Origin of the sequence: Photobacterium arenosum (genome assembly GCF_014841115.1) — a bacterium.
Classification (GTDB): Bacteria; Pseudomonadota; Gammaproteobacteria; order Enterobacterales; family Vibrionaceae; genus Photobacterium; species Photobacterium arenosum.
The window spans coordinates 120,415-146,802 of record NZ_JACYTP010000012.1 but is presented as its reverse complement, the minus strand read 5'-3'; the positions used below and the strand labels follow the sequence as shown (position 1 = coordinate 146,802).

The following is a 26,388-nucleotide window of genomic DNA, read 5'->3' as shown; positions in this document are numbered from 1 at the left end:
TATCAGTTCGCTTGATTTCATTTAATGGGTTTGGTATTAAGCTTCTCGCTTTTTTACATTAAACATTTTAATACAAAGTTGGTTATATCAATGAAATCAATCGTTATTCTTTCTGCTGCATGTTTCATGGCCTCCGCCCCTACTTTTGCAGAGACATCATCACCCGCCGAGACAGTCTCATCCAACAAAACGTATTTTTATGGTGGTATTGGTACTATCGGCCTGACGATGAAAGACAAACCCGATGCAATTACTGAAGATATTACACCAAACCTTTCTCTGGGGTTGGGTCACGAGTTCAGTGAATATCTTGCTCTGGAAACCTTCATCAGTTTCAGCTCGACAGAATATTCCAATGAATGGAATCCTTATGATAATACTAAAATTGAGCTTTCACTCAGCCAGATTGGCGTCAGTGTTGTGCCGTCAACCGGTGAACTGGGTAATTCAGGCATTAAACTTTACGCACGCCTGAACGCTTCTATGGTCAGTGCCGATGCAGAAGTTTCCGGTTCAAGCCTGAATGGCTACACATTAAACTCCAGCGATACTGGTGCCATGCTGGATGGTGGTGTGGGTATCCAATGGAATATCAATGATAACTTTATGATTCGCGGCGAATACCTGACAAATTTAGCAGACAGTTCACTGGATGATTTCAGTGATTACTTCGACTATCAGGGCGCTCAAATAGCGGTAGGATATCGCTTCTGATCACATCCAAACCATAAAACGAAACTCAGTAAGACAAAGGGGCTTTACGCCCCTTTATATTTATTTACCTGTTTCATTCAATGGCAGTTCGCCGTGAGACCGACGTCCGACATAATCATGCTCCAGGGCTTTTTGCAGCTGCGCCGCGACATGACCCGGTGACTGGGTTTTCGCGCACACCAGGCGATACATGGCCGGGATCACGAACAAAGTCACCAAAGTCGCAAACGCCATGCCGAAGAACACCACAGTACCGACCGAAATACGGCTTTCATAACCTGCGCCAGTCGACAGCAGCAGTGGCAAGGCACCAAACAAGGTAGTGAATGCCGTCATCAGGATTGGGCGTAAACGCCGTGCTGAGGCATCGACAATGGCCTGCTCAAAGGCGATGCCTTTATCCCTGAGCTGGTTGGCAAATTCCACAATCAGAATGCCGTTTTTAGTTACCATACCAATCAGCATGATCATGCCGATCTGACTGTAGATATTCAGGCTCTGCCCCATCAGGATCAGTCCCAGCAAGCCGCCGAAGATCCCCAGCGGCACGGTCAGCATCACCACCATAGGGTTAATGAAGCTTTCGAACTGCGCCGCCAACACCAGATAAGCCACCAGCAATGCCAGACCAAAGATCATCGCCATACTGCTCTGGTTCTCGCGGAAATCTTTCGATTCGCCACCATAGTCGATAACAATATCACTCGGCAGCATAGACAAAGCCTGCTCATCCATAAAGTCCAGCGCTTCACCCAAGGTATGGCTGGGCAGCAGGTTGGCAGAAATGGTGATCGACTTCTGCTTCTCGTTATGGCTCAACTTGCGGGCCGCCGCCACTTCTTCGACTTTCGCCACACTGTTGAGCGAAACCAGCTCACCGTTCTTGGCACGGACATAAATCCGGCTCAGATCCATTGCATTGTTAAAACTGTTTTCATCTCCGCGCAAATACACATCGTATTCCTCGCCGCGCTCGACAAACGTGGTTTCACTTCGCCCGCCCAGCATGACTTCCAGCGTTTCTGCGATATCCGACTGCGGAATGCCCAGCTCGGCTGCCCGCGGGCGATCAACCGTCACCACCAGCTCTGGGGTGGTTTCGGCGTAATCTATGTCCACGCCGTCCATCATGCCGCTGCCCTGCGCGACATCTTTCAGTTTGGTGGCCCAGGCAAACAGCTCGTCGTAATCGGCACCATTGAGGATAAACTGCATCGGCTCGGAAGAACCGCCCCGGAATCCCGGCATGAATGGCCAGACACGGATATCCGGAATGCCCTGCAGGGCTTTGCGGATCACCCCGAGCGCCTGAGTCGCGCTGACATCGCGATCTTCCCAGTCTTCCAGCTGCATGATCACAAAACCGGTCTGATCCCCGGCCCGGCCGCCAAAGGCCGGGGTCTGGATGCTGACAGAGCGGATCAGCCCTTTGCCTACCATGGGCAACAAGCGCTGCTCAACCTGCTCGATATTGCCGACCATGCGGTTATAACTGGTCGCTTCCGCGCCGCGGACAAAGGCAAAGATCACCCCTCTGTCTTCAGAGGGCGCAAGCTGGCTCGGGACCATTTTGAACAGCCAGACACTGGCGCCTACCACAGCGACAATCAGCAATGGCGCAGCCCAGCGCCAGCGAACGGCCTGAGTGACGGCTTTGCGGTACACAGCCTCCAGCGCTGCAAACTGACGGTCGACAAAGCGGTTAAACGGCCCGGGTTTGACATTGGCTTTGAGCAGCTTACTGCCCAGCACCGGACTTAAGGTCAGTGCCACCAGAGACGAGAACAGCACAGACATCGCCAGCAGCACGGAAAATTCGGTGAACAGCGGTCCCACCATGCCATCCATAAAACCGATAGGCAGGAAGACCATGACCAGTACCAGTGTGGTGGCAATTACGGCAAACCCGACCTCTCTGGTGCCTTTAAAGGCAGCCAGCAAAGGTGGCTCGCCCCTTTCGATATGGTGGTAAATGTTTTCGACCACCACTATGGCATCATCCACCACCAGGCCGATAGCCAGAATCAGGGCCATCAGGGTCAGCAGGTTGATGGAAAAACCGAGATAGTAAGCGGCCATAAAGGCGGAAATCAGCGACACCGGCACAGTGACCGCCGGGATCAGGGTCGCCCTTGCCTGACCGATAAAGACATACAGCACCAGCACCACCAACGCGCCTGTGATCAACAAGGTGTTGTAGACCTCGTTGATCGAGCGTTCAATAAAGATGGTCGAGTCATAATCCACTGCCAGCTGGGTACCGTCCGGCAGAAAACGCTGTAATCGGTCCACTTCTTTTTGTACCGCATCGGCGGCTTGCAGCGGGTTGGCGTCTGACATCGGCACTATACCCAAGCTCAGGCTCGATACGCCATTGCTCTTGAAGGTGGCATCTTCGTTTTGCGCACCTATGGCCACATCGGCGACATCTTTGAGATAAATCGGCGTGCCGTCTTCAGTATGCCGCACCATCAGGTACGAGAAATCTTCTGCGGTGCGGTACAAACGCGCGGTGCGCACCGACATAGTGGTCGCATCGTTACGCACTTCGCCGCCCGGCAGCTCAACGTTTTCATCACGCAGGGCGTCGATAATATCCGTGGTAGTCACGCCGCGTCCTGCCATCTGCTCAGGCAACAGGCGGACATACATAACTTTATACAGCGCGCCGGTCAGTTGCACTGAGCTGACACCATTGATCAGGCTGAACCTGTCGGTTAGCACCCGATCGGCGTAGTCCGTCAGCTGCGAGCGATCCATTTCACTTGAAGTCAGATTGATATAGATAGCCGCTTCGCCTGACCCGTCATCTTTGGAGACAATCGGCTCGTCTGCGCCATCGGGCAGACTGCGCCGGGCACGGGAAACGGCGTCACGTACGTCGCTGACCCCTTCGGTCAGGTTCCAGCCCATTTCGAACTCAACGCTGATCCGCGAGCTGCCGTTACGAGTGGTAGAAGTAATGCTTTCAATGCCGCTGATGCCCGACAGCTCGTCTTCAAGCACAGTGGTGACACGGCTTTCCATGATGGTTGCCGATGCCCCTTCGTACGAAGTACCTATGCTGATCACCGGATTTTCAACGTCGGGCATTTCCCGGACCGGCAGTTTGCTGAATGACACCAGACCAAACACCACCAGCAGCACGCTCAGCACAATTGCAACTACAGGGCGTTTTACTGCAACGTCAGATAACCACATCAGGCATTATCTCCCGCTTGCACTACACTGGCCGCTTTGGTCTCAGACGGGTTGCCAAGACTGACATCCTGCACGGCCAGACCGTCGCGCATATTGACCAGTCCCTGAACCACAATACGATCACCGATCTGAATACCCGATTCGATCACCACTTCGTTTTTCACTCTGGCGCCCAGCGTCACTTCAGTTCGGTGTGCAATGCCTTTGGCATCAACAAGGTAAACAAAACGCTTGGTGCCGGAATACTCCAGCGCCTGAACCGGAATAATCGCGGCCTGCTGCGGGGTAAAATCCAATGCTGCCGCCATCAGCATGCCGGGTTTGAGCTTGCCGCTGGCATTGTCAAACGAGACGCGCACCCGGATATTGAGTGATTCGGCCTGCACCCGTGAGTCAATGGCCTGAATCGTGCCGTGAAAGGTGTCGTCCGGCCATGCCTGACTTTTCGCCAGTACCGCCATACCAGGTGCCAGTTTCGACAGATATTGCTCAGGCACTTGTACATCAAGGCGCATTTGTGACAGATCATCCAGGGTAAACAGCTCACTGCCTACCGTCACGGTATGACCTGCGCTGAAATCAATCAGGCCAACAGTGCCGGTAAACGGTGCACGAATCTGGTGATCATCCAGCTCTGCTTTGGCCGCATCAAGACGGGCTTTGGCGATACTCACGCTCGCCTGCTGCGCTATCAGTTCGGTCTGGGTCAGCGCCCCGCGCTTCACCAACCGCTGATATTCGGTGTATTTCCGCTTTTCGTCGTCATAATAGGCTTTCGCTTCGTCGTAAGCGGCCTTGGGTTTGGCGTTATCGAGCTGAACCAGCAACTGCCCCTGTGTCACTTTCCGCTCGGTATCCACCACGATGCTGTCCACCTTGGCGGCCACTTCCGTGGCAATGGTTACTGAACGCTGAGCGGCCAGTTTACCCACCAGAGAGACAGAACTGACCACTTCGTGTGACGTTACTTCGCCTGTCGCAACCGGCACGCTGCGACCAGGCTTGGGCTGACTGGCGGCTTGGGCAGCATGAGACTGCTGCTGAAAATAGAAATAACCCCCGCCGGCCAGGGATGCCGCTACCACAACGGCCAAAACAACTTTCTTCATGCTTACGCATCCTGTTCTTTGTTATGGGCTAATCATATCTGACCCACAGAATAATCGGGGTAAAGAAATGTAAAGCTAAGCAAGTTTTCCTCACAAAAAATCACAAACCGCAGACGTAACTTGCAAAACGACGAAAAATCCAGCAAGCAACGATGAATATTCAGAAAAAGGGTTTACAGTCTTCACCTGTTTGCTATTATCCGCACCGCACTTGTGGAGGGGTTCCCGAGTGGCCAAAGGGATCAGACTGTAAATCTGACGGCTCCGCCTTCGAAGGTTCGAATCCTTCCCCCTCCACCATTTTTTATGAAAGTGGTACGCTGTACGGCTTTCACGGCTGATAAAGCCAGACAATACGTAAAAATCCCGTGGAGGGATTCCCGAGTGGCCAAAGGGATCAGACTGTAAATCTGACGGCTCCGCCTTCGAAGGTTCGAATCCTTCTCCCTCCACCATCTTTTATGAGAGCGGCGCTTTGCTGCTTTCACGGCTGATAAAGCCAGACAATACGCAAAAATCCCGTGGAGGGATTCCCGAGTGGCCAAAGGGATCAGACTGTAAATCTGACGGCTCCGCCTTCGAAGGTTCGAATCCTTCTCCCTCCACCATCTTTTATGAAAGTGGCGCTTTTCTGCTTTCACGGCTGATATAGCCAGACAATACGCAAAAATCCCGTGGAGGGATTCCCGAGTGGCCAAAGGGATCAGACTGTAAATCTGACGGCTCCGCCTTCGAAGGTTCGAATCCTTCTCCCTCCACCATCTTTCAAGCCAGTGCATCGCGCTGGCTTTTTTTATTCCTCTCTTTTTCTTTCTCTTCGTCGCAAGCCCTGCACAATTCTCACTTTTGCGACTTTATGCTTTCTTGCCCTCCAATCACCACATAGCACAATTTTTCACCACAAAAACCGACTACACTCAGTCTATCTAAAGTGTGACTGCCGCCACATTTGCATGCAGTTGCATCCTGGTTGCTCTGAGGACATAGGATGGCTACCCGATTGCACACCATGAGCCTTGCTCCCCCGCCCTGGCATAAACTGAAAGTCTTGCTGGTCGACGATCAGCCCAGTGCCCAAAGCCTGATGAAAGGGGTACTGGTGCAGATTGGCCTGCGTCACATTGACACCGCCGCCAACTATCGTGAAGCCATCAAGCATTGCCAGCGTTCGGCCTATCATCTGCTGATGGTCGATTTTCATTTAGATAACACCCTGACAGGCAGCGAATTGCTGACCTTGCTGCGGAAAAAACAGCTGCTCAGTGCCGATTGCGGGATAGTGATTTTTTCGGCAGACACCAGTGCCCGAGTGGTGCTCAATGCACTGGCGGTTGAACCGGATGCCTTTGTTACTTTGCCGCTGCCGCTCAACACACTTGAGCAAAAGCTGAGCCACGCATGGCGCAACAGTCAGGCCCGCCAACCTGTGTATAAACAATTGAGTGAGCATGGTCTGGATCAGGGGATCCGACACTGTAAACAGCAGCTGCTGCAACATGGTCCGGATTATCAGCTGGAAAGCCTGCTGCTCGATATGCTGATGGAGAAAAAAGACTGGGCGCTGGCCCGTCGTTATATCAGGCTATTTCAGAGCTATCACCCCTCAATCAAAGTCACGCTGGCGGAAGCCAAAGTTGAGCACCAGTGCGGTGACTCAGCCAGAGCCCTGCAACTGCTGACGCACCTGATCGGGAAACACCCTTTATGCCTTGAGGCGATGGATTTGCTGGCAAACTATCAGGCAGGGCAAGGGCAACCGCTGCAGGCACTGGCCACAGCCCAGCGGGCACTGAAACTGTCCCCCTCTGCCAGTCACAGGGCCCTGAAAGTTGCGCAGCTGGCAGCCAAGTGCCAACAACCAGATGCATTCGCTCAGGCCGGGCTCTCGCTGGCCACCCATTTACCGATTATTGATGTTGGCTGGATTATCTGCCTGGCCGAATTCAGTGCCAGCTTCGAGCAACTGTATTTCAGTCTGGATGATCAGCGCACCCGCCGTCAGCTCCACCAGACGCTGAGCCAGATAGCCCAGCGCGCGCATCACAGATTACTGCCCGCTCAGCGCCCTTTTCTTTATTGCTTCAAGCAGTTACTGAGCGCCCGATTGCTGCTGGCGCAAGGCAAACAGCTGAAAGCCAAACGCCGCCTTCTGCTCGGCTTATCCGGCTATTTTGAACGCCTCAATAAGCTGCCGTCAGTGATTCTGGCCGATGCGCTGCCGCTGCTGTTACAACTCGGCGAAACCCGTTTGATTGCAGATATCTGCCAGGTACTCAAACACAGAGACAGCTATGACGGTCACAGCCAGTTAAGGCTGCAGGCATTGCGGGAAAATACTCACGCTTTTGACGCATTGCGCTGGCTGGAGTCCACCTTCAAACGCGCTCAGGCCATTCGCCACTCGCAGCCATCCCAGGCGCTGTTTCATTTTGATGCCATCATTCACGACTATCCGCTCTGCAGCGAAGCGCATCTGGGACGTTTGGATTGCCTGCTCAGGCTTCAGGGGCCAGGTCTGGCAGCCAGTATCCGTCCCAGCCTGCTTGCCGTCAGCATGATGCCTCTGCCTGATGCGCTGGCTCAGTGGCGCTGCGAGATACTGAGCCAAATGCGCGCCGGCAGACAATCCAATCCGGCGACAGGCGGTCTGTCTGTGCCACTGCCTTACTCGGTGAATCGGGACTTGCCTCCGGTCCGCATTGAGGTCTGGGCGCCATTGCTGCATTAAGACGATATTAGGCGTTCAGGCTCAATCTGCCCCTGTCATGTGGTGAGTCCAGATCCAGCTCTGGCCCCTGAGGCACCACGCCGGTTGGATTGATCATCTGATGGCTGAAATAGTAATGGCGTTTGATGTGGTAAAAATCGACCGTATCAGCCACACCCGGCACCTGATACAGTTCCTTCAGGTAGCCCTGTAAATTCGGATAATCAGCAATGCGCTGCTTATTACATTTAAAATGGCCCACGTACACGGCATCAAAACGGATCAGCGTGGTAAACAGCCGCCAGTCGGCCTCCGTCAGCCTGCTTCCGGTTAAATACCTGTGATTGGCGAGATGCGCATCGACTTTATCCAACGCCGCAAACAACTCAGAAAAGGCCGTGCTGTAAGCCTCCTGAGTGGTGGCGAAGCCGCACCGGTACACACCGTTATTGATCGACGGATAAATAAACGCATTCCACAGCTCAATTTCGGCCTGAGCCGATTGGGGATAGTAATCATCCTGGTTACCGGTGATCTCGTTGAAAGCACTGTTCAGCATGCGGATAATTTCTGAGGATTCATTGCTGACTATGGTTTGGGTTTCTTTGTCCCACAGCACAGGCACTGTTACCCGGCCGGTATAATCGGGTTTGGCTTTGGCATACAGCTGGTGCATAAAGTCAAAGCCATACAGTGGCTCTGGCTGCGCAAACTCCCAGCCGTGCTCCAGCATGTCCGGGCTGACCACTGTGACCCCGATATACGGCTCCAGCCCTTTCAGAGCACGGAATATCAGGGTCCGGTGCGCCCAGGGGCAGGCCAGTGAGACATAAAGGTGATAGCGGCCGGATTCCGCCTTAAAGCCTTGCTGGCCCTGTGGTCCCTGACGGCCGTCCGCCGTTAACCAGTGACGAAAGCCGGCATCTTCACGCACGAATTCACCGTCGCTTTTATCTGTGTCGTACCACACATCGTGCCACACACCCTTGATCAGTTTGCCCATATTTGCCTCACCGTTGATTTTCACTTGCCTTGATTATAGGTAAGGCAGAGTCACCAGTCGGCGCAGAAAATCCGGTAAAGATCATCAAGATATTCGAACAGCTCAGCGCTGGCCTTACGCTATGACAAGCAACTGTGCTAGGATTGCTTCATTCTAAACCCTGACAATACAGAATCATCAAATGAAAGTTATTTCTTTTAATATCAATGGATTAAGAGCAAGACTCCATCAACTGCAAGCAGTCATCGATAAACACCAGCCGGATGTGATCGGCTTGCAGGAAATCAAAGTGCATGACGAAGCCTTTCCGCTGGAAGACGTAGAAGCCATGGGCTATAAGGTCTACCACCACGGCCAGAAAGCCCATTACGGTGTTGCACTGTTGTGCAAGCAGGAACCGCTTCATGTACGCAAAGGGTTTCCGACCGATGATGATGAAGCCCAGCGCCGGATGATTATGGCCACTTTTGAGCAAGAAGACGGTAAAACCGTGACTGTGCTGAACGGCTACTTCCCTCAGGGTGAAAACATCAATCACGAAACCAAGTTTCCGGCCAAGGAAAAGTTTTATGCTGATCTGATGACCTACCTCAATACCCATCACAGCAGTGATGAAGAACTGGTTGTCATGGGCGATATCAATATCAGCCCCATTGATCTGGACATCGGCATTGGCCCGCAAAATGCCAAGCGCTGGCTGCAAACCGGTAAATGTTCCTTCCAGCCAATTGAGCGCGAATGGCTGAAAACCCTGATGGACTGGGGATTTGTCGATACCTTCCGTCAGCTTCACCCCACCGCGGATGACAAATTCTCGTGGTTTGACTATCGCTCTAAAGGCTTTGATGACAACCGCGGCCTGCGCATTGATGTGGTTCTGGCGACCCCGTCGCTGGCGGCCCGTTGCCAGGAAGCCGGTATTGATTACGAACTGCGCGGTATCGAAAAGCCATCTGATCACGCACCTATCTGGTCTGTTTTCAAATAATTACCGCCATAAATCCCCTCCCAGCCCCCTTCATCCGGGGCTGGGTTTGACGAGGTTTGAATAAATGAAACTCTTTGTTTTCGATCACTGCCCGTATTGCATTAAAGCCATGATGGTGGCCGGGCTGAACAAAGCCAATGTTGAGCTGGTTTTCTTGCAAAACCATGATGTGCAGGCGCGTATCGATAAAGTGGGTGCCAATATGGTGCCTATTCTGCAAAAACCTGACGGCAGCTATATGGCAGAAAGCCTGGATATTGCCCGCTATCTTGACGAGCAGGACGGTCAACCTCTGCTGGCGAAGGCCCAGCATGAGGCACGCATTGCCGAATGGTACGACGCTGCCCGGCCTTTCAGCAGCCGTTTAGTGTATCCGCGCTGGCTGATGATTGACCTGCCTGAATTTCAGTGCCAGGAAGCCAAAGACTGGTTTGAAAACAATAAATCAGCCATGATCGAACAAACCTTTGATGACGCCTTTGCGCAGACCGCTCAGTATCTCAGTGGTATGGAAGCGGTGCTGGCTCAGCTCGACTGGCTGACCCTGCCTTCCGAGCGCGATAATGTGCTCAGCTATGACGATGTCAATCTGTTCCCGACCCTGAGAAACCTGACTGTGGTCAAAGGGCTGACTTTCCCTTCCCGGGTGCGCCAGTACCTTGATCAAGTGGCCGTGCTGACTGGCATCAGCCTGTACGATGCAGTGGCGGTGTAGGTGGCAGTGTAATTGCTGAGTTCGCCATGCGATAAGCTGCTATAAACAACTAAGCCAAGGCATCAGCCTTGGCTTAGTGTTTGAAGCGTGAGGAGATCTTATCAGCTCAGCGCTTTCATGTGACGCAGGAATCGCCCTTCAAGCTTGCGGAAAGCCCAGATCACAGTGAACGTCAGTACCATGTAACACAATCCTGCAAACAGGTAGGATTCAAAAGGTGCGTAATAGCGGGAGTTCACTATCCGTGCCGCACCGGTCAAATCCACAATGGTCACGATACCGGCGACCGCCGAGCCGTGAATCATGAAGATCACTTCATTACTGTATGCCGGTAAGGCGCGACGCAGCGAGCTTGGCAAAATAATCCGGCTGAATGCCTGCCAGTGGCTCATACCATAAGCTTTCGCCGCTTCCACTTCCCCTTTCGGCATACTGTTGATGGAACCCCGAACGATTTCTGCCGTATAAGCGGCGGTATTGAGCACAAAGGATACCAGGGCACAGAACCAAGCTTCTTCCCAGAGCGTGCCTTGTACATTTAACAGCTGGCTCATGCCGTAATAAATCAGATACAGCTGTACCAGCAGCGGCGTACCACGGAAGAAGTAAATGTACGCCCAGGCGGGCCCTGAAATCAGCGGATTCTTGCTGTTTCGTGCCACACCGATAGGAATGGAAATCACCAGACCAATGGCAAGTGCCAGCGCTACCATCCACAGTGTGGTGTAAAAACCTTGCAGATACAGCGGCCAGCTATCAGTCAGAATACTAAAGTCCATCTCTTACCTCGTATGGATACTGAACCGACGCTCTGCCCACTTCAGTACCGAAGTGGAAAGCGAGGTAAACACAAGAAACAACACAGCAATTGCCATGTAGAAGGTAAATGGCATCTGAGTCGTACCGGCGGCCAGTGCCCCCTTACGCACCATGTCATCCAGACCAATGATAGAAACCAGAGCTGTGGTTTTCAGCAGCACCAGCCAGTTATTACCAAAGCCCGGTAAGGCATGGCGGATCATTTGCGGCAACAGGACACGGCGGAACGACATCGCACTGCTCATGCCATAGGCTTTCGCCGCTTCCAGCTCACCTTTGTCCACCGCCATAATGGCACCGCGGAAGGTTTCTGCCATGTAGGCACCGAAGATAAAGCCAATGGTCAGTATACCCGCGACAAATGGGCTGACTTCGATATAGTCAGGCAGATAAGCTGTCCATTCATGGCTGGGATCTGATGACGCAAAATAATTGTTCAGCCACTCATTGATGCCATACAAACTGTTGTTCAGCAGTACCTGACCGCCAAAGAAGATCAGCATCATGAGTACCAGATCAGGAATACCGCGGATGACAGTGGTGTAAGTGGTCGCCGTTAAGCGGGCCAGGCGATAACGTGACAATTTTGCCAGCGCACCTATCATGCCCAATACCATCGCCAGCACCAAAGACAGCAAAGCAACCTGCAAGGTTATCCATGCGCCTTCGATCAACGACCATTCGTATCCTTTTAAATCTAACAAGGGGTCACTCCTTTAAACTGCAAAGAGTCAGCGACAGATAGTAAAAGTGCCGAGCCACCCTCGACCCGGCACTCTTATTCGTCTCATCACATCGCTCGTACACCGGGAGACATATTGATGTCTCTGAGTCCACTGTCAGCGATTAGTCACCGTATACGTCGTAAGAGAAGTACTTAGATGCCAGTTGCTGATAGACGCCTTTTTCGCGCAGCGACAAGATGGCTTTATCCAGTTTTTCTGTCAGATCTTTATCCTGCTTACGGGTTGCAATCCCGAAGCCTTCACCGAACCACTTAGGATCGGTCAGAGAAGGGCCGATGAACTCATACCCTTCGCCGCCGTCTTTGTTCAGCAGACCTTCTTCCAGCGCCGAAGCATCACCCAGCACGGTGGCGATACGGCCAGCTTTCAGATCCAGATAAGCATCATCAAAAGAACCGTAACGTACGATCTCAACAGCATCACCATAGTTGTCGGTCAGGTATTTATCATGCGTCGTTGCACGCTGAACACCAATTTTGACGCCCTTCAGGCCTTCTTTGCTGAAGTCAATCTGTGTGCCTTTCTTGGCCACATATTTATTGGGAATCAATGCGTATTTGCCAGTGAAGTCAACTTTCTTTTTACGCTCTTCCGTGATTGACATAGCGGCAATGATGGCATCGTATTTACGTGCCAGCAGAGACGGGATAATACCATCCCAGTCCTGGGCTACGATCTTACATTTTGCTTGCAGTTCTTCACACAGCGCATTGGCCATGTCGACGTCAAAACCTTTCAGTTCACCGCTTGGTTCGGTCCAGCTGAATGGAGGATAGGCGCCTTCGATACCGAAACGAATTTCTTTCCACTCTTTCGCTTGAACTGAGGTGGCCCCCAGAGCAGAAACGACGGCGGCAGCCAAAATCCATTTTTTCATTGTCTTACTCCTGTTGTATTTGCATCCACCCCTTTGTGAGTCAGAGATGGTTGTAAACCGCTGAAACAGCGAAGTTGTTAATTATCGGGATTGAGTAAAACTCACATCCCTATTTTAGTAAATGGAGGAAATAAATTGTTTTAATCTTTCTGAATCCGGGTTCTGGAACAGCTTTTCAGGATGTCCCTGCTCTTCAACCAGCCCCTGGTGTAAGAACATCACCTGATTCGACACATCGCGGGCAAACGCCATTTCGTGTGTCACCACCAGCATAGTGCGTCCTTCCTGGGCCAGATCCTGCATGACGCCCAATACTTCACCGACCAGCTCAGGGTCAAGGGCGGAGGTAGGTTCGTCAAACAGCATCACTTCGGGGTCTACCGCCAGTGCGCGCGCAATGGCTGCCCGTTGCTGCTGACCACCAGAGAGGTGACCCGGGTAATAATGGCGTCTTTCGTACAAACCCACTTTCTTTAGTAAGGCTTCGGCTTTTTCGATAGCTTCTGCTTTAGGCACACCGAGGACATGAACAGGTGCTTCGATGACATTTCCCAGCACAGTCATGTGCGACCAGAGATTAAAGCCCTGGAAAACCATTGCCAGCCGGGAACGAATACGCTGCACCTGACGATCATCAACAGGCAGGAATTCACCCCGGCGATTGTTCTTCATTTTGATCAGTTCGCCATTGACCCAAATTTCACCCTGAGTTGGCGTTTCCAACAGGTTAATACAGCGAAGAAATGTACTTTTACCTGAACCAGAAGAGCCAATGATAGAGATGACATCCCCGCAATGCGCAGTGAGCGAAATCCCTTTCAATACTTCATTCTGGCCAAAAGATTTATGTAAATCCTTTACTTCAAGCGCTACTGCTTCTGTCATGCGCTTTGTCTCCTGTTGCTTGTCAAACCCAAATACTGCACCTGAAACAAATGATGCAAATGTGGCTGAGTGCGCTGAATACTGTCGGCTAAAGTCTTTATGCATGATAGTGAAAGTTCGTAAAACATCACTATTAACACTAGATCAACATTAGCAGAACGATATTTGTTACCCATTGTTATTCCTGGTAACTCATCACTAATACACGCCACGGATAACTTTATCTTTTTATCAAGCCAGTTAGTGACGCTACCATTCATCCTGCTCCTCTCGGTAATCCGACAGTGAGAAAGTCTGTTTTCGCAGCCCTTTGACGAAGGTATCACCACGAACTTTGCTTGACAACATTTTGTTAACTTTCGGATTTTAGCATTATAAGATGGAAAAATCGCATATTTAATCAATAAAACACTGCAAACGATTATTTAATAAGCGCAATAGATTCTCACTATTTTAGTATAAAAAATCAGTTTCATACATCCGGGAGAATTATCCGCTGCGTGCGATAAAAAGAATAAACATCAGACTCAGCTAAATAAAAGCACGACAGGGAGTCTTCTGAATTTACGGGTGATAAAGGCAACGGTTTGGATTACGCCAGGATGTAATCGATATCGCGCCATTAAGAGAATAATAATCCCGCCGTACCCAATCATTCCTTCTGTTTGCTTCAGCAAAATGAAAGTGGGCAAACATGCAGAATGAGTAACTGATAATGTGCTTTATGCTAAATATAAAATTCGTCATAACATGACGAGGCTTGCAGAAATTGAATTTGTTCATCCCGCGAAAATGGCCGCAGAGGATACGAGCATTGCGTTTTTCTGCGCCGTATCCTGTCCGTTTCCCCCTCCCCTTTACGTCACAAAGATATAAATTTACGTAATAAAATTACAAACAAAGCCAAAATACCTACTCACATCTCACCGAAAACGGGTTTTTACGTAGTATTTCTTCATACAAGAGGCATGGATGATCAGGATCAACTTTTCCTGGGAATCCGGGGAGTAAACTGTCTTCATTATCAGTAATTGATACCAGAACATAAATCCGCACTGGATTCAGGCCATACCCCCGGTGCAGAACACAAGAATTATAGACTTGTAGAACGAGGCCCTTATGTCATCAAACCTTCATTTCGGTGACGTCCAAATCGATGTGGACTCCGAGCGTTATTCGTCCCATCACAAACCCGCCAGCTGCTTTCCCAGCCGCTCCCGGTATCTTGATCATGAACTTCAGATCCTGAATCCTCGCCGGTGGGCACTGAACCTGCCCGGTCGAGATTTCCGTTTTGAGTGGGAAGATCTGGTGCCCGCAATAGCCGGTACTATCGGCATTATTGCGATGTATTCAGCAGTGATGTCCTCTTATGCCGCGGCCTACGGGCTTGGCCCGGATTTCGTGGTTGAGAACGTCAGGGTAGAGATGCTGATATCGGCATCGCTGTTTTGTATTCTGATATCCGGTTTTATGAACCCGCGCGCCAATCTGGCGGGCAACCATGGCCCGATGATCCCCATGATAGGCATGATTGCAGCCGCCGGTGGTCACCCGTTGGCACTGGCTATTTTGCTGGGCGGTTTCGGCCTGGCGCTCAGCCTGTGTAAAGGCGGCTCCCGACTGGTCAAACTCACCAGTGACGGTGTGGCTGGCGGGCTGCTGATTTTCCTTGGTTTTGTCGGCTCCAGCGGGCAGATAAAAAGCCTGCTGAGCTGGGGCAGCGACATCAATATGGGCTATGTCGCCACTTTCATCCTCTTTATTTCTATTGTGCTTTATGCCTTTCTGGCCCGAATCGGCAAACGCTGGCTGGCGATTCCTGTCTGCGCAGTCACTGCCGGTATCATCGCCGCCATCATGGGTGCCCCGTTCGAGTTCCATACCACACCTGGCCTGCCTAATCTGAACCCGGCCTATTGGTGGGGATCGACTGAAACAGGCTGGAAACTGGGCATGCCGACTGTGGAGCACTTCATTGCGTCGCTGCCGTTTGCCCTGCTGGCCGTTGCCATGTGGTCACCCGACTTTCTTGGTCACCGCATTTTTCAGGAAATGAACTACCCTGAAAAAGCTGAGAAAGCCCTGATGGATGTCGATGACACCATGACAGGCTGCTCGGTTCGCCAGATAGTCGGCGCAGCATTTGGCGGCGGTAATGTCACCTCATCCTGGGGGACTTATATGATCCCAGCCGCCATCGCCAAACGGCCGATTCCTGCTGGTGCTATTTTGCTGGGCAGCATATGCATCGTTGTGGCTATTATCGGCTACCCTATGGATATTGCGATCTGGCCGCCGGTGATGACGATTGCCCTGCTGGCCGGTGTGTTCCTGCCGCTGCTGGAAGCTGGTATGCAGATGGTAAAAGATGCCAGGTCCAGCCAGTCGGCGGGGATCTGTATCTTCGCATCCATGGCGGTGAACCCTGTGTTCGGCTGGGCTGTCACTATGCTGCTGGATAACAACGGTCTTATTGGCGACAAAGAGCGGCCGAATCACCTGACACTGGCTGACCGCATCATCATCCCGGGTCTGACACTGCTTGTGTGCCTGGGAGCCATGCTGGCGGTCGGCATGATTCCTGGCATCCCCGCCCTTCTGGGATAAAGCAGGAAAACAAAACGTTCCGACCTATCAGTGCGGTAAATCAAAAAGCCGCACTGGCAGAAATGATACAAATTGCACAGGCTGCAGACTCATGGCAGCACTTGCAGACATTTTCTACTGACGAAAACAGGTAGGTATAATATGGCAGATCAATTTGCTACGGCTTGGGAAGGCTTCAAGGCCGGTGAATGGCAAAGCGAAGTCAACGTCCGTGACTTCATCCAGAAAAACTACACCCCTTACGAGGGCAATGAAGACTTTCTGGTCAGCGAAGGCACAGCGGCAACCCGGAAGCTCTGGGCTAAAGTGATGGAAGGCATCAAACAGGAAAATGCCACGCACTCTCCTGTTGATTTCGATACGTCAATCATTTCTACCATCACCGCACACGATGCGGGCTATATCGACAAATCACTGGAAACCATAGTCGGTCTGCAAACGGATGCCCCGCTGAAACGGGCTATCATTCCTAACGGCGGCATCCGTATGGTCGAGAGTTCCTGTAAAGCTTACGATCGCGAGCTGGATCCTCAGGTGAAGAAAATCTTCACTGAATACCGCAAAACCCATAATCAGGGTGTGTTCGATATTTATACCCCTGACATCATGAAATGCCGTAAATCAGGCGTGCTGACCGGTCTGCCCGATGCCTACGGCCGCGGCCGTATCATAGGCGACTATCGCCGTGTGGCTCTGTACGGTATTGACTATCTGATGCAGGACAAACTGGCTCAGTTTACCTCGCTGCAAGCGCGTTTCGAGCAAGGCGAAGATCTGCAGATGACCATGCAGCTGCGCGAGGAAATTGCCGACCAACACCATGCGCTGGCACAGATGAAAGAAATGGCCGCCAAATACGGCTACGACATTTCGCGTCCTGCCGACACTGCGCAAGAGGCGATTCAGTGGACTTACTTCGGCTATCTGGCGGCGGTGAAATCGCAAAACGGAGCAGCGATGTCACTGGGTCGAACCTCGACCTTCCTTGACATCTACATGGAGCGGGATCTGGCGGCCGGTAAGATCAGCGAAGAGCAAGCGCAGGAAATGATTGACCACTTCGTGATGAAACTGCGTATGGTTCGCTTCCTGCGTACACCTGACTACGATGAACTGTTCTCCGGCGATCCCATCTGGGCGACAGAGTCCATTGGTGGTATGGGGGTTGACGGCCGGACACTGGTATCAAAAACCAGCTTCCGCTTCCTCAATACCCTCTACACCATGGGGCCAAGCCCGGAGCCGAACATCACAGTGCTCTGGTCTGATCGCCTGCCGGAAGGCTTTAAGAAATTCTGCGCCAAAGTGTCTATCGATACCTCATCTATTCAGTATGAGAACGATGATCTGATGCGTCCGGATTTCAATTCAGACGATTACGCCATTGCCTGCTGTGTCTCACCTATGGTGGTCGGTAAGCATATGCAGTTCTTCGGCGCCCGGGCCAACCTGGCAAAAACCCTGTTGTACTCCATCAACGGCGGTGTGGATGAAAAACTGAAATTGCAGGTCGGCCCGAAAGCGGCTCCGATGACGGATGAGGTGCTGGACTATGACAAAGTGATGGCCAGTCTGGATTCTTTAATGGACTGGCTGGCGACACAGTACGTCACCGCACTGAACGCCATTCACTTCATGCATGACAAATACAGCTACGAAGCCGCGTTGATGGCACTGCACGACAGAGACGTGCGTCGCACCATGGCCTGTGGTATTGCCGGCCTGTCGGTGGCAGCAGATTCTCTGTCTGCCATCAAGTACGCCACAGTGAAACCGGTGCGTGACGAAGACGGCATTGCCACTGACTTTGAAATCGACGGTGACTATCCGAAATTCGGTAATAACGATGCCCGTGTCGATGACATCGCCTGCGATCTGGTCGAACGCTTTATGAATAAGATCCGTAAGCTGAAAACCTATCGCGATGCCATTCCGACTCAGTCTATCCTGACCATCACCTCCAACGTGGTGTACGGTAAGAAAACCGGTAATACCCCGGACGGTCGTCGTGCCGGCCAGCCCTTCGCACCGGGTGCCAACCCTATGCACGGTCGTGATGAGAAAGGGGCGGTGGCCTCGCTGACATCAGTGGGTAAATTGCCGTTCGCACACGCCAAAGACGGTATCTCTTATACCTTCTCTATCGTGCCCAATGCACTGGGTAAATCTGACGATACCCGCCGCGCCAATCTGGCCGGTCTGATGGACGGTTATTTTCACCACGATGCCGGTATTGAAGGCGGCCAGCACCTGAACGTCAATGTGCTGAACCGGGAAACGCTGGAAGATGCCGTGAAGCATCCGGAGAAATACCCGCAGCTCACCATACGGGTATCCGGTTATGCGGTACGCTTCAACTCACTGACGACAGAGCAGCAACAGGACGTGATTGCACGTACCTTTACTGAGTCGCTGTAACCCTTGCCGGGCAGCAACGGCCCGGCACTGCACTTTCCCCGCGGCTTGCAAGAGTCGCGGGGATTATACTTAAACCGCCATGCAATTTTTTATCTGGGAGCGCCACGTTATGACAGTAAAAGGCCGTATTCACTCCTTTGAGTCCTGCGGTACTGTGGATGGCCCGGGCATACGCTTCATCGTGTTTATGCAAGGTTGCCTGCTGCGATGCCAGTACTGCCACAACCGCGATACCTGGGATCTGGAAGGCGGACGTGAAATCACAGTGGATGAGCTGATGAAAGAAGCCCTCTCTTATCGCCATTTCATGACAGCCTCAGGTGGCGGTGTTACCGCATCCGGTGGTGAGGCGATATTACAGCCAGAATTCATTCGCGACTTTTTCCGGGCGGCCAAAGCCGAGAACATCCATACCTGTCTGGATACCAACGGTTATGTCCGTAAGCATACCCCTGTGATTGATGAGCTGCTGGATGCGACGGATCTTGTGATGCTGGATCTCAAACAAATCGACGATGAGATTCACCATGATTTGGTGGGCGTGCCCAATAAGCGCATTCTCGACTTCGCCCGTTATCTGCACAAGACAGGCCAGAAAACCTGGATCCGTCATGTCGTGGTACCCGGTTTTACCGACAATGACACCTCTGCCCATCAGTTGGGAGAATTCATTAAGGATATGGACAATATCGAAAAAATCGAACTGCTCCCCTACCATCAGCTAGGCGCGCACAAATGGGAAGCCATGGGGTATGACTATCCGCTGGAAGGGGTCAAACCGCCGTCAAAAGCTGTGATGGACAGGGTAAAAGCCATCCTGTCGCAATATCATCCCAATGTGATGTATTGATTGCGCTGAGTTCCCGGTAACAGGCCGTACCGGCCATTTTGCCGTGGCTGAGATATAGATTCCCGCCTGCGCGGGAATGACAAATTATCACATATAAATCATACCGTTATGCTTTATTAACAGCATTACTTATCCCGCTGGTAAATATAATCCCGTTCATAAAAGGTTCTCACCCACTCGGGTTTGTACACCACCAGCAAGGTGGTCGACATACCGTTGAGCAGCGCTTCAGGAAACAACAGCAAGGGAATGAGCAATAAATAGTTATCGACGATATATTGCCAGCTGTATTCTCCTTCAAGCCAGATCCAGCTTCCAGTCAGCAGCATATGAACCACTTGCGACAGGGCGCCGTTAAAAAATGCCGCGACAAAAATATAAATAAAAAGATGCCGGCTCAGGTAACGGTAACTCAGCAAGAAAACCCAATAACTGATCAGTACGGGTACCACCACGCTGGTCAGATTCACCAGCCCCAGCTCTTGCCAGTCCTGAATACCGAATGCCACCAGCAGCAAACCAGGCACCGCGGCTATCCATATGGCGATTCGCCAGCCATGGGTCAGGGTTAGTACAGTCAAGGCCAGAAAATGGACTTTCAGCCCGTCGACCAGTCCGGCCCTCAGGCTCCACAACAAAAAGAGTATCACCACAGTCCCTGAGACCAGGTGCTGATAGTCTTTCTGGTGTTTGAACTTAGGATAGAATTCTCGCGGATAAGAGAAAAACAGCACGGCCAGCCATACGGCCCAGCCAGCCCAGGGAAGCATTGTCATTGCCAGCATCCTTGCATTGTATTCACCCAGTTGAATCACACTTCATTCTGGCCAGTGTAACGCAAATGCAGTCGATTTTTCTGTAAAGTCGGCCGCAAACCCGGCTCAGATCAAAGCCGCTCGACGACTTGCTGCTATGCTGAAACCAGTAAAATCATTGCAGGATACCCCTATGGAAATGACACATGCACAACGTCTCATTTTGGCTAATCAATATCGACTGATGGCGCAGCTCGATCCCGAACATGCCGGCAAGTTTCAGCGTCTGCAAACCATAGTAGAGCGCGGATACGGACTGCAGCTCAGAGAGCTGGATAAAAACTTCGGGGCGATCTCAGAAGATGAATGTAAAGAAATCCTACAAGTGATGGAAATGCACCATGCCATGCAAGAATCCTGCAAACAGTTAAACGCAGCCGAGCAGACCCGGATTGATACTCGCCGTCTGACATTCCTGGGCTTTGATGCCGCCAGTGAGCCCCAGCAAATGCATTATGTTCGTTTCCTGACAATGGTAGAAAATCTTTATCCGCATTTCCTGCCTTCAGAGCACAGCTTTAACAGCCATGTGCCAATGCAGAGTAAATATCGCCGCATGCTGGGCGTGTGGCAACAGTGCCCTCGCCAGTATCATCTCTCCGCCACCGAAATACAGCAGATACTGAGTGCCTGACAAATTAGCCCGGATGACGAACAATGTCTCCCGCATCGCGGCCTTGATTTGATTCGGGCCGCCTTCCACGCCTGAACTATCCCTGTATCCTTCTGAGACAACAGCAAGACGCCGTATTACTGGCATATCTTTTTTACAATTTCCCCATTGGCGAAATCTGCTGTTCTGATAGATTTGCGCGGGCTATCGCAAAGTGAGTAATGATTGGGTCACGATTGGCACATTTTATGGCATGGAAAGCACTAAAGAGCTAGCCGACCATAACTTCAGCCATGATAATCGACTTTTTACTGTTCCCTACGGCCCCTTACTTGTATATAAGCGCGTAACGAATATCTCTTCTGTCTGCCATCTGCAAACGACGAGTAAAGGTGGGAAATAAGGAATGAATCAGGCTACGTAAGGAAGGATTCTTTGTCATGTTATACCGGCTTCTGATCTTAGCATTACTGGCGATCTCCCCCCTGCATGCCAGTGAAAAAAAGCAGCTGGTGATTCTGACCACCTTCAACCCTGCCCTGCTGAGCAGCAGCATTGAGATTTTTGAACAGCAGCATGCTGGGTTGGATGTCACTATTCTGCAACGCCGGGAAAGTGAAGGACTGGCGTTGCTGGCGCTGCCGGATCATGGCGTGAATGTGGTGCTTTCCTCTTCCCGTCGTCTGTTTCAGCCACTGGCCGACAGCCATTCTCTGGTGCCTGTTGCCGAACTGACCGATGAGCACAGCCAGCTCGATTCAGACTACATTGCCGTTCTGGGGTACTCAGGCTGCGGCATCATATGGAACCAGCGTTATATCGACAGGAATGCACTGCCAGTTCCGTCGCGCTGGGAGTCCCTTATTGCCCCGGTCTACCACAACCACCTGGTCATGAGCAGTCCCTCCCGTTCTGCGACCACGCACCTGATGGTGGAAAGCCTGCTGCAGCGTTATAGCTGGGATCAAGGCTGGCGCTTGCTTTTACAGCTGGGAGGCAACCTGAATGCCATTTCAGCCAACAGCCAGCGCGCCACCGATCTCGTCGCCAGCGGGCAATCTGGCATCGGTTTGGTTATCGACAGTTATGCCAAAGAGCAGCAAGATCATTTCCCGTTTATTCATTTTCAATATCAACCCAACAGTATTGTCCTGCCGAGCTATATCGCCGCACTGAACAGAAAACAATCCGATCAGCTGGGTATTGAGTTCGTGCGATTTATGCTGTCTGCCTCTTCGCAGGCGCGCATCGAGCAGTCCCCCAATTACAAGCATCGCCGAACGAAGATACCAACCATAGACACAGCGACTTTCACTGTCGATACCGGGTTAATGGAAGAGCGGGCGGTAGCTGTACAGCAACTCTTTGATATCAGCATCAGCCAACAGCAGCCCCTGCTGAACTATGCCTGGCAGCTGATCCATAAAATCCAGTTACTGCCGGGCCTGACTCCTCAGCAAACCGAGCAACTGGAACGATCCGTTGCGCTGGCTTCAACCACGGTGATCAGCGCCGAGCAAGCCGCGACTGAGGATTTTTTGTCGCTGCAAGACCCTGTGCGTCACCCGGCATCTGCCCGTACCGTCGGGCTCTGGCAAGAACAAATGAGCCAGCAATTACAGCAATCCATCCGTTTATCCCAAGACATACTCATGTCGTACAAGCAGGAGCTGTGATGCTAAAGCGCAAAACGATCGGAAATCGCCTGATTAGCGCCATCAGCCTGATGGCATTCCTGAGTATAGGCGTCAGCCTCATCGCGCTGATTACCTGGGAAAACCTCGATGATCAGATAGATGCCATAGTCAGTAAAAACCTGCCAACGCTCAGATCCAGCTATCACCTGGAACGCAGCACAGCGGCGCTGAAAGACAGACTGCATAATATCGGGGGCAATCAGGACCCGGCCCGACATGCTGAGCTGAAACAACAAATTCAGCTCGAAGCTGAAAGGATCACCCATTCCATTGCGAATACAGCCAGCCTGTCTTCCTATCCGGCGCTGAAAATTGAACACGTCAGCTTGCTCAAAGACATAGAGACATACAGCAATTTGCTGAGCAAGCGGTCGACCTTGCTGCTGGCGTTGGCGCAATCGGAAAGCCGGATCAGCTGGTTGCACCAAAAAGTGGTGGATGAGCTTGCTCCCATTCGCCAGGAAGTGGAATGGCAATTAACGCGTACCACACCCCATCACCTGGACAGTGACACCATACGGGAAACGGTCAATGAATTTTCTCTCATTCAGTCCATCACAGTAAAAGAGAGTGAGCTGTACCAGCTGGTGCAGGAAATGTTTCATCGGGACGATAACCGGGACATCGCCAACGCTTTTCACTACATTGGCTTTAAAACCCAGCAACTGAAAACCATGAGTGATTCCCTCAGCCACTACCCATCGACGCTGGCGTTCCGGCAACAGCTCAACGAGATGATCAGCCAGGTTGAGCCCAATGGCCCGGTGGCAATGCAACTGAGCGTGTTGTCTGCACTGGAAAAAACAATCCGAAGTTATAAAAAGCGCATCAACAACCGTCTGATTTATCAGGAGGATCTGATCCAGACTATGGTTGACCAGGCAGATTCCTCTCTGCTCACTCTCAACGATCACACCCGTCGGTCTGTCATCATCAGCAGCTACATTCTGCTTGGCGTGGTACTGCTGGCCATTACGCTGTCCGTCTTTCTGTCTGTCTATCTGGTCAGCCGCGGGATTGTCGCGCGTTTGAATCAACTCAGCCAGGATCTGTATGCCGTGGCGCACGGCGATCTCAATGCAAAAATTCAGGTTGATGGTGATGATGAAATTGGCCTGCTGGGTGACAGTCTGCGTCAATTCCGCCAGCAAATGCTGGAAATGCAGCGAGCCAATGCACTGAACCTGATCAATAACACTCAGGCCAGTATCATCACCTGTGATTTATCCGGCATCGTAGAATCGGTCAACCCCAGTGCGTTATCGCTGTTTGATGCCGAAGCTATCCCCGCCAATCAGACCATCTGGGCGCTGTTTAACCGCGTCATGGAACCCCGTCTGAAACGGCTGTTTCTGCCCAGCAGCCCTTTGCAGTCCAATGGCGCCTGCAACCTCACCATCAAACAGACACATTCCAGCGAACCGCGCTATCTTCGTCTGGACTTTCGCCTGTTCAAACAGGGGCGGGAAGCCAAAGTCATCATCACTGTGACAGACATTACCGAACAGGAAAGCGCGGCCCGCTGGCTGGAAAACATGGTGCAGGAAAAAACCGAGTCACTGACCAAGCGAAACCGACAGCTGAAAGCCGAAATCGAAGACAGAAAGCGTATTGAGGAAGATTTACGGGCCACACAGGATGAACTGATCCAAGCAGCAAAAATGGCCGTGGTCGGGCAGACCATGACCTCGCTGGCGCACGAGCTGAACCAGCCGCTGTCGGCCATGACAACCCATATCTTTGCCACGCGAATGGCCGTAGATAAGAACAACCTCACTCAGCTTGCAGCCAGCCTGGACAAGATGGACAGTCTGACTGAACGCATGGCCCGTATCATTGCCAGCCTGCGCAACTTCGCGAAAAAACAATCAGCCAACAGAATGCTTCAGGCTGTTGATATTCAAGAGTCGATCAATCACGCCCAGCAACTGATAGAAAGCAGGCTGAAAGTTCAGCAGACCAGTCTGATCAGCGGAATAAACAGCCCGTTTCAGGTCATCGCCGATCCCGTTCAGCTGGAACAGGTGCTGGTTAACCTGTTCATCAATAGCTGTGATGCGGTGGCTGGCTGCGATACCAGAGACATTTACGTAGAACTGCTTAATCACTCTGCTGAACGCCAGACATTCAGTTTAGCCATTTGTGATACAGGCCCGGGTTTTGCGAGAGACATTATTGAAAAACTGTTCACCCCCTTTACCACCACTAAAGATGTGGGCCTGGGACTGGGACTGAACATTTGCCGTTCCATCATGAACCGCTTGAACGGCGATATTTTCCTTGCTTCCACCTTACAAGGAGGCGCAATGGTTGTTTTGGAGTTAAATAAATATGACGATTAGCGATAACATTGAAGTACTGATCATTGATGACGATCAGGATGTTGCCGATGCTTACCAGCACCTGCTGGAAGTAGCTGGTTATCAGACCCGGACAGCCACAGATCCGTTGCAGGCTCTGACCTTGCTTCATAAAGAATGGCCCGGCGTGGTGATTACCGATATGTATATGCCAGGTATGAACGGGAAAGAGGTGCTGCATCGCATTAAATCACTGGATAGCACCCTGCCTGTGATACTAATCACCGGCCATGGCGACATTCCTATGGCAGTAGACGCCTTGCAAAACGGGGCAGCCGACTTTCTGCAAAAGCCATTACAGCCCGCTGAGCTGATCACACTGCTGGACAAGCATCTGCCGAAGCGAAAGCAGCTGATTGAACACCGTAAAAGGCTCAGGCAAACAGCCAGCGACGTGCTGCTGGGTGACAGCCCGCTGATAGTCAAGCTCCGCCATCAGATTGCAGCTGCGGAAAACAATGACAAAGATGCCCTGATTGAAGGAGAAGCCGGAACGGGACGCCACACCCTGGCCCGCTTGCTTCATGCCCACACAAAAATGGGTAAAGGCCCGTTTATTAAATTGTGCGGCAATAAAGTGCAGCGCACCTCTGATTTGCAACGGGCAATGCTCAATGCCCGCGAGGGCAGTCTTTGCATCAGTAACCTGCCGGCTATGCCGACCGACGCACAGCACTGGTTATGCCGCTTTCTCCTTGAACAAGAGCGCCTGGCGAAAAGAGAAGTACGTGTATTGGCGCTTGTTGAAGGGACGGCAGAACAAGCGGTCGAAAAAGAAACCTTAGTGCCTGAGCTGTTTTACTTTCTCAGCCAGGCGCGGTTTGTCATACCGCCACTAAGGCAAAGGGCAAGCGATATTACACTGCTGTTCCGATACTTTCTGGAGGCCAGCTGCCAGAAACTGAACAAACCTGTCCCTGTGGTGGATAAAGCCTATATCAATACGCTGAACCGGCACACCTGGGAAGGTAACGTTCTGGAATTACGTAACGTGGCAGAGCTCTACGCTATCGGTATCGTCAAACTCACCGGACAAGAACGGACCAAGTCGCTGGATCAAATGAGCAGCCCGCTGGATGATCTGATTGATGACTATGAAAAACAGGTGATTGAAGATGCCCTGTACCTTTTCGGCGGCAGAATTAATGAGGTTTCAACTTACCTGCAGATCCCACGTAAAAAGCTCTATCTGAGAATGAAAAAGCACAATCTGGATAAAGCCGATTACAAGGCAGGATAAATCACCTCAGCGCAGAGACAA

The 26,388-nt window shown here is 51.7% G+C and carries 19 protein-coding genes and 4 tRNA genes; 15 read left to right on the top strand and 8 right to left on the bottom strand.

The window, feature by feature from the left end; genetic code table 11:
- Nucleotides 1-90: 90 nt before the first annotated feature.
- Nucleotides 91-714: a porin family protein gene (locus IFO68_RS17110; RefSeq protein ID WP_192017035.1), complete on the top strand. Its 624-nt coding sequence runs from the start codon at nt 91-93 to the stop codon at nt 712-714.
- A 60-nt stretch (nt 715-774) separates the two neighbouring features.
- On the opposite strand, the gene IFO68_RS17105 is transcribed toward IFO68_RS17110, so the two are convergent.
- Both IFO68_RS17105 and IFO68_RS17100 read right to left on the bottom strand, forming a co-directional pair.
- On the bottom strand, nt 775-3,915 hold the full coding sequence (locus IFO68_RS17105) for a multidrug efflux RND transporter permease subunit (protein ID WP_192017034.1): 3,141 nt from the start codon (nt 3,913-3,915) through the stop codon (nt 775-777).
- On the bottom strand, nt 3,915-5,024 hold the full coding sequence (locus IFO68_RS17100; protein ID WP_192017033.1) for an efflux RND transporter periplasmic adaptor subunit: 1,110 nt from the start codon (nt 5,022-5,024) through the stop codon (nt 3,915-3,917). Before IFO68_RS17100 ends, IFO68_RS17105 begins: the two co-directional genes overlap by 1 nt.
- Nucleotides 5,025-5,239: 215 nt before the next feature.
- Here IFO68_RS17100 and IFO68_RS17095 point away from each other — a divergent pair.
- The 5 genes from IFO68_RS17095 to IFO68_RS17075 all read left to right on the top strand — a co-directional run bounded on the left by IFO68_RS17095 (nt 5,240) and on the right by IFO68_RS17075 (nt 7,752).
- A tRNA-Tyr gene (locus IFO68_RS17095) sits at nt 5,240-5,324 on the top strand.
- 70 nt (nt 5,325-5,394) lie between these two features.
- Nucleotides 5,395-5,479 (top strand) — tRNA-Tyr (locus IFO68_RS17090).
- Between the two features lie 68 nt (nt 5,480-5,547).
- A tRNA-Tyr gene (locus IFO68_RS17085) sits at nt 5,548-5,632 on the top strand.
- 68 nt (nt 5,633-5,700) lie between these two features.
- Nucleotides 5,701-5,785, top strand: a tRNA-Tyr gene (locus tag IFO68_RS17080).
- A 227-nt stretch (nt 5,786-6,012) separates the two neighbouring features.
- Nucleotides 6,013-7,752, top strand: coding sequence for a response regulator (locus tag IFO68_RS17075; RefSeq protein WP_192017032.1), 1,740 nt, complete (start codon nt 6,013-6,015; stop codon nt 7,750-7,752).
- A gap of 7 nt (nt 7,753-7,759) precedes the next feature.
- Here the strand turns inward: IFO68_RS17075 and IFO68_RS17070 are convergent, their stop codons facing one another.
- Nucleotides 7,760-8,734 (bottom strand): glutathione S-transferase family protein, encoded by a 975-nt coding sequence (locus tag IFO68_RS17070; protein WP_192017031.1) that lies wholly within the window; start codon nt 8,732-8,734, stop codon nt 7,760-7,762.
- Between the two features lie 181 nt (nt 8,735-8,915).
- Between IFO68_RS17070 and xthA the strand changes: the two genes are divergently transcribed.
- Both xthA and grxB read left to right on the top strand, forming a co-directional pair.
- A complete protein-coding gene (xthA, locus tag IFO68_RS17065) occupies nt 8,916-9,722 on the top strand; it encodes an exodeoxyribonuclease III (protein WP_192017030.1) in 807 nt (268 codons plus the stop codon).
- Between the two features lie 64 nt (nt 9,723-9,786).
- Nucleotides 9,787-10,437: a glutaredoxin 2 gene (gene grxB / locus IFO68_RS17060; RefSeq protein ID WP_192017029.1), complete on the top strand. Its 651-nt coding sequence runs from the start codon at nt 9,787-9,789 to the stop codon at nt 10,435-10,437.
- Nucleotides 10,438-10,538: 101 nt separating this feature from the next.
- Here grxB and IFO68_RS17055 read toward each other — a convergent pair whose 3' ends face one another.
- From IFO68_RS17055 to IFO68_RS17040, 4 genes are all read right to left on the bottom strand, one after another.
- The gene (locus IFO68_RS17055; RefSeq protein ID WP_120511450.1) at nt 10,539-11,216 is read right to left on the bottom strand and encodes an ABC transporter permease; all 678 of its coding nucleotides are present in this window, start codon (nt 11,214-11,216) and stop codon (nt 10,539-10,541) included.
- 3 nt (nt 11,217-11,219) lie between these two features.
- On the bottom strand, nt 11,220-11,960 hold the full coding sequence (locus IFO68_RS17050) for an ABC transporter permease (RefSeq protein WP_192017028.1): 741 nt from the start codon (nt 11,958-11,960) through the stop codon (nt 11,220-11,222).
- Nucleotides 11,961-12,102: 142 nt separating this feature from the next.
- Nucleotides 12,103-12,879, bottom strand: coding sequence for an ABC transporter substrate-binding protein (locus tag IFO68_RS17045; protein ID WP_192017027.1), 777 nt, complete (start codon nt 12,877-12,879; stop codon nt 12,103-12,105).
- Nucleotides 12,880-12,993: 114 nt separating this feature from the next.
- Nucleotides 12,994-13,764: an ABC transporter ATP-binding protein gene (locus IFO68_RS17040; protein WP_120511453.1), complete on the bottom strand. Its 771-nt coding sequence runs from the start codon at nt 13,762-13,764 to the stop codon at nt 12,994-12,996.
- Between the two features lie 1,119 nt (nt 13,765-14,883).
- Here IFO68_RS17040 and IFO68_RS17035 point away from each other — a divergent pair.
- The 3 genes from IFO68_RS17035 to pflA all read left to right on the top strand — a co-directional run bounded on the left by IFO68_RS17035 (nt 14,884) and on the right by pflA (nt 19,642).
- On the top strand, nt 14,884-16,374 hold the full coding sequence (locus tag IFO68_RS17035) for a DUF3360 family protein (RefSeq protein ID WP_192017026.1): 1,491 nt from the start codon (nt 14,884-14,886) through the stop codon (nt 16,372-16,374).
- Nucleotides 16,375-16,515: 141 nt separating this feature from the next.
- Nucleotides 16,516-18,792 (top strand): formate C-acetyltransferase, encoded by a 2,277-nt coding sequence (gene pflB / locus IFO68_RS17030; RefSeq protein ID WP_192017025.1) that lies wholly within the window; start codon nt 16,516-16,518, stop codon nt 18,790-18,792.
- A gap of 109 nt (nt 18,793-18,901) precedes the next feature.
- Nucleotides 18,902-19,642: a pyruvate formate lyase 1-activating protein gene (gene pflA / locus IFO68_RS17025; RefSeq protein WP_192017024.1), complete on the top strand. Its 741-nt coding sequence runs from the start codon at nt 18,902-18,904 to the stop codon at nt 19,640-19,642.
- Nucleotides 19,643-19,767: 125 nt separating this feature from the next.
- On the opposite strand, the gene IFO68_RS17020 is transcribed toward pflA, so the two are convergent.
- Nucleotides 19,768-20,418, bottom strand: a complete 651-nt coding sequence (locus IFO68_RS17020) for an energy-coupling factor ABC transporter permease (RefSeq protein ID WP_311568612.1) — start codon at nt 20,416-20,418, stop codon at nt 19,768-19,770.
- Nucleotides 20,419-20,590: 172 nt separating this feature from the next.
- Between IFO68_RS17020 and IFO68_RS17015 the strand changes: the two genes are divergently transcribed.
- The 4 genes from IFO68_RS17015 to IFO68_RS17000 all read left to right on the top strand — a co-directional run bounded on the left by IFO68_RS17015 (nt 20,591) and on the right by IFO68_RS17000 (nt 26,367).
- Nucleotides 20,591-21,091, top strand: a complete 501-nt coding sequence (locus IFO68_RS17015) for a YfbU family protein (protein ID WP_192017023.1) — start codon at nt 20,591-20,593, stop codon at nt 21,089-21,091.
- Nucleotides 21,092-21,510: 419 nt separating this feature from the next.
- Nucleotides 21,511-22,746, top strand: coding sequence for an ABC transporter substrate-binding protein (locus IFO68_RS17010; RefSeq protein ID WP_192017022.1), 1,236 nt, complete (start codon nt 21,511-21,513; stop codon nt 22,744-22,746).
- Nucleotides 22,746-25,109, top strand: a complete 2,364-nt coding sequence (locus IFO68_RS17005; protein ID WP_192017021.1) for an ATP-binding protein — start codon at nt 22,746-22,748, stop codon at nt 25,107-25,109. Before IFO68_RS17010 ends, IFO68_RS17005 begins: the two co-directional genes overlap by 1 nt.
- Nucleotides 25,099-26,367 (top strand): sigma-54-dependent transcriptional regulator, encoded by a 1,269-nt coding sequence (locus tag IFO68_RS17000; RefSeq protein WP_192017020.1) that lies wholly within the window; start codon nt 25,099-25,101, stop codon nt 26,365-26,367. Before IFO68_RS17005 ends, IFO68_RS17000 begins: the two co-directional genes overlap by 11 nt.
- The last annotated feature ends 21 nt before the right edge of the window (nt 26,368-26,388 follow it).